Raw genomic sequence first — 4,490 nt, forward strand, 5'->3', positions numbered from 1 at the left:
ACGTTGTAGATGTTTTTCATCGTCCAGTTAAGCGCGACCAGATGGCCGGCCGTGGCGCGAATGACGCCCTTGGGCGCGCCGGTCGTGCCGGAAGTATAGAGGATATAGGCCGGGTGATTGCCCTCGACGGCCACGCAATCGGCAGGGGCGACGCCCGCCTGCGCCTCGTGCCAATCGAAATCGCGGCCGGGGATCAGTTTGGCCACTTCCTCATCCCGCTGCAGGATCAGCGTGAAATCGACCTTGTGTTCGGCCTGTTCGATGGCGGCGTCGACCAGCGGCTTGTAATGCACGACCCGGCCCGGTTCGAGACCGCAAGAGGCCGCGATGATCGCCTTGGGGGTCGCGTCGTCGATGCGGACCGCCAGTTCATGGGCGGCGAAACCGCCGAAGACCACCGAATGAACCGCACCCAACCGGGCGCAGGCCAGCATTGCCTCGACCGCTTCGGGCACCATCGGCATGTAGATGATCACCCGGTCGCCCTTTTCCACACCTTTGGCCCTCAGCGCTCCGGCCAGACTCGCCACCCGGTCCTTCAGCGCCGCATAGGTGATCTCGCGCTTGGTGCCGGTGATCGGGCTGTCATGGATGATGGCAACCTGCCCGCCGCGCCCGGCGGCCACATGGCGATCAACCGCATTCCAGCAGGTATTGACCATGCCGTCAGAGAACCATTCGTAAATCGGCGCTGCGTCGGCAAAGAGCGCGCGCGAAGGTTTCCGATCCCATTCGATGGCCTCTGCCGCCTGCATCCAGAAGCTTTCGGGATCGGCTTTCCAGCCGGAATAGATCTCGGAATATCCCATGGTCGTGCCTCCTCCAAAGCCTGGGGGATTGTTACGCGACGGCAGGGCAGCCGCGCAACGCCGTTACCGTTCACAGGCCGTGGATGGGTGAAGAAATTTGCAGAATCTTGCTGAAATCTTTCGCAAACTTTTGCAAACCGGTGGAAATAGCGAATAGAGGCGGGAGTTCCCGCGAAGTTTGCAAATATTTGCAGCGCAGGGCTGCGAAACAGCGCGGTCCTGATTCTGCTCAGCTGTAAAGCGCGACCGGCGTGCCTGCGATGGCCGAGACGTTCAAAAGCCCGCGTGCCGTGATCGACGGCGTCACGATATGCGCCTTGTTGCCCATCCCCATCAGGATCGGCCCGACCTCCAGCCCGCCTGCCTTCATCTTCAGCATGTTGCGCGCGGTATTGGCGGCATCGGTATAACCAAAGACAAGGATATTGGCCGCGCCTTCCAGCCGTCCTCCGGGGAACATGCGTTCGCGCAATTCCGGATCAAGGGCCGCATCCGCCGACATCTCACCCTCATAGGCGAAATCCACGCCTTTGGCGTCGAGGATGGCAAGCGCCGCGCGCATCCGTCGGCCTGAATCGGTGTCGAGATTGCCGAAATTGGAATGGGCGCAAAGCGCGACCTTTGGGGTCACGCCAAAGCGGCGGGCATGACGGGCTGCACCGCAGATCGTCGTTGCGATGTCTTCCGGGGTTGGCACAGCATTCACATGGGTATCGGCAACGAAAAGCGGCCCGTCTTCCTGGATCATCAGGCTCAGCGCACCATGGGGTGTCAGCCCGTCGCGGGCCAGAACCTGCCGGATATAATTCAGATGCCACAGATACTGACCGAACGTGCCGCAGATCATGCTGTCGGCATCGCCGCGATGGACGGCAATCGCCGCGATCGCCGTTGTGTTGGTGCGCATGATCGCGCGGGCGAGGTCGGGCGTAACACCCTGCCTTGCCATCAATTCGTGATAGCTGCCCCAATAGTCGCGGTAGCGCGGGTCGTTTTCCGGGTTCACCAGTTCGAAATCGCGTTCGGGCCGGATCGGCAGGCCCGCGCGTTCACAGCGCCGCTCGATCACCTCGGGCCGTCCGATCAGCATGGGCCGGTCGGTCATCTCTTCCAGCATCGCATTGGCGCAGCGCAGCACCCGTTCATCCTCACCCTCGGCAAAGACGATGCGGCGCTGCGCGGTACGGGCGGCGTCGAAGACCGGGCGCATGATCAGCGCGGATTTGAAGACCGAGCCATCCAGCTTGTGCCTGTAGGCATCAAGATCGTCGATCTGCCGCGTGGCGACGCCGGTTTCCATCGCGGCCCGGGCGACGGCGCTGGCGACGGTGCCGATCAGGCGCGGATCGAAGGGTTTGGGGATCAGGTAATCGGGGCCAAAGGTCAGCTTTTCGCCGCGATAGGCGGCCGCGGCCTCGGCGCTGGTGGTGGCGCGGGCAAGGGCGGCGATGCCTTCGATACAGGCGATCTCCATCTCATCATTGATGGTTGTGGCACCTACGTCCAGCGCGCCGCGGAAGATGAACGGAAAACAAAGGACGTTGTTGACCTGATTGGGAAAATCCGACCGCCCCGTCGCCATGATCGCATCGGGCGCGACCGCGCGCACCTCATCGGGCAGGATCTCGGGCGTCGGGTTGGCGAGCGCAAAGACGATGGGCCTGTCGGCCATCTTTTGCACCATCCCGGGCGTCAGCACGCCGGGGCCGGAAAGGCCGAGGAAAATGTCGGCACCGCCGATCACATCGTCCAAAGTGGCCGCTTTGGCGCCTTGCGCATAGGCCGCCTTTTGCGGCGTCATCTGCGCCTCGCGCCCCTCATAGACCAGCCCTTCGATATCGCAGAGCCAAACGTTTTCGCGCCTGACCCCGAGCTTGAGCAGCATATCGAGACAGGCAATCCCCGCCGCCCCGCCGCCAGTCGAGACGACCTTGATCTCATCGAATTTCTTGCCCGCGACATGCAGCGCATTGGTTGCGGCAGCCCCCACGACAATGGCGGTGCCGTGCTGGTCGTCGTGAAAGACCGGGATGTTCATCCGCTCGCGGCAAATTCGTTCAACGATAAAACAATCCGGCGCCTTGATGTCTTCCAGATTGATCGCGCCAAAGGTCGGTTCCAGTGCGCAGACGATCTCGGCCAGCTTTTCCGGGTCGCTTTCGTTCAGCTCGATGTCAAAACAGTCGATAGAGGCGAATTTCTTGAAGAGAACCGCCTTGCCCTCCATCACCGGTTTGGAGGCCAGTGCGCCGATATTGCCAAGGCCCAGAACCGCGGTGCCGTTCGTCACAACCGCCACAAGGTTGCCTTTCGCGGTGTAACGCGCGGCCGTGGCAGGATCGTCCTTGATCTCAAGACAGGCTTCGGCGACGCCGGGCGAATAGGCGCGACTGAGGTCGCGGCCATTGGCCATCGGCTTGGTCGGGCGGATCTCCAGTTTTCCGGGCTTGGGGAATTCGTGGTAGTCAAGTGCCGCCTGCCGTGCGTTTTCCTGCCTTGCGTCGTCCACGTCCTGCCCTCCGCCAGATTTGGTTTAGTATTAAACTACGTATAGATTCGACGAAAGCCCTCATGGCTGTGCCGCATGGTGACTTGCAAATCGCACTGCCGCCGCACAGTCTTCCCATACCACGACGGGAGCTACCAATGTCTGAAATTCGCGCCGAGACGGTTTTGCCGACCGCAAACCTGACCAGGGATCTGCCGTTCTTCACCAGGACATTGGGCATGCGGCTCGACGCGATCTGGCCTGCTGACAATCCGGCGGTGGCGATCCTGTCGGGCCACGGGCTGCGCGTGCGGCTGGATGCCGAGGCAGCGGGCGGGCCGGGGCATTTGCGTCTCTTGACCGATGACCCCGATGGTTTTGCCGAAGGTCAACGCAGTCTCACCGCGCCCGGCGGCACACGGGTCGAGATCGACGAATTGAATCCGCCGGTCATCCAGCCGCCAACCGATCACGCCTTTGTCGTCCGCCGCCTTGCCGATCAGGCACCCTGGGTGATCGGCCGCGCGGGCATGAAGTACCGCGATCTGATCCCTTCGCGCCTTGGCGGCGCGATCATCGCGAGCCATATCCGCGTGCCGGATGGCAAGGTTCCGGACATGGTGCATTTCCACAAGGTCGGGTTTCAGTTGATCTTCTGTTACCGGGGCTGGGTCGATGTGCTCTACGAGGATCAGGGCGATGTGCGCCGTCTGACTGCGGGCGACTGCTTTATCCAGCCGCCGCGCATCAGGCATCGGGTGCTGGAGGCGGGCGACGATATCGAGGTGATCGAGATTGGCGTGCCCGCCGACCATGTGACCGAAATCGACCATGAAATGACCCTGCCGACCCCGCATCACCGTCCCGACCGGGAATGGGACGGTCAGCGCTTTGTTCACAACCTCGCCAAGGGCGCGGAATGGCAGGGCTTTCGCCTGCCGGGCTATATCTGCCGCGACACGACGATCAACGCCAATACCAAAAGCATGGCGGGGGTTCAGGTCATCCGCCGGGGGCAGGGCGCGCCGGAATGGGCCAGTCATGACAGCGACATCCTTTTCGGTTTCGTGATGGAAGGGGCCATGACGCTGGAGGGTGAGGGCAAAGAGCCCTACCGCCTGTCCCCCGGCGACGCCTTTGTCACGCCGCCCGGGATGCGCACCCGCTGGGCGGACCCCACCGATGATATAGAA

Annotated in this window: 3 protein-coding genes; 1 reads left to right on the forward strand and 2 read right to left on the reverse strand. The window is 62.5% G+C overall.

The genetic code is table 11. The features are described 5' to 3' along the window. Both WBB85_RS00135 and WBB85_RS00140 read right to left on the reverse strand, forming a co-directional pair. The coding region (locus WBB85_RS00135; RefSeq protein ID WP_432636593.1) for an AMP-binding protein at positions 1-809 on the reverse strand (809 nt) is incomplete at its 3' end. A 229-nt stretch (positions 810-1,038) separates the two neighbouring features. After that, a complete protein-coding gene (locus WBB85_RS00140) occupies positions 1,039-3,318 on the reverse strand; it encodes an NADP-dependent malic enzyme (protein WP_432636594.1) in 2,280 nt (759 codons plus the stop codon). A gap of 137 nt (positions 3,319-3,455) precedes the next feature. Between WBB85_RS00140 and WBB85_RS00145 the strand changes: the two genes are divergently transcribed. Further along, positions 3,456-4,490 (forward strand): cupin domain-containing protein (locus tag WBB85_RS00145; RefSeq protein WP_432636595.1); only part of this gene is annotated, 1,035 nt, incomplete at its 3' end.

The organism is Albidovulum sp. (genome assembly GCF_049646345.1).
In the GTDB taxonomy this organism is placed as follows: domain Bacteria; phylum Pseudomonadota; class Alphaproteobacteria; order Rhodobacterales; family Rhodobacteraceae; genus Albidovulum.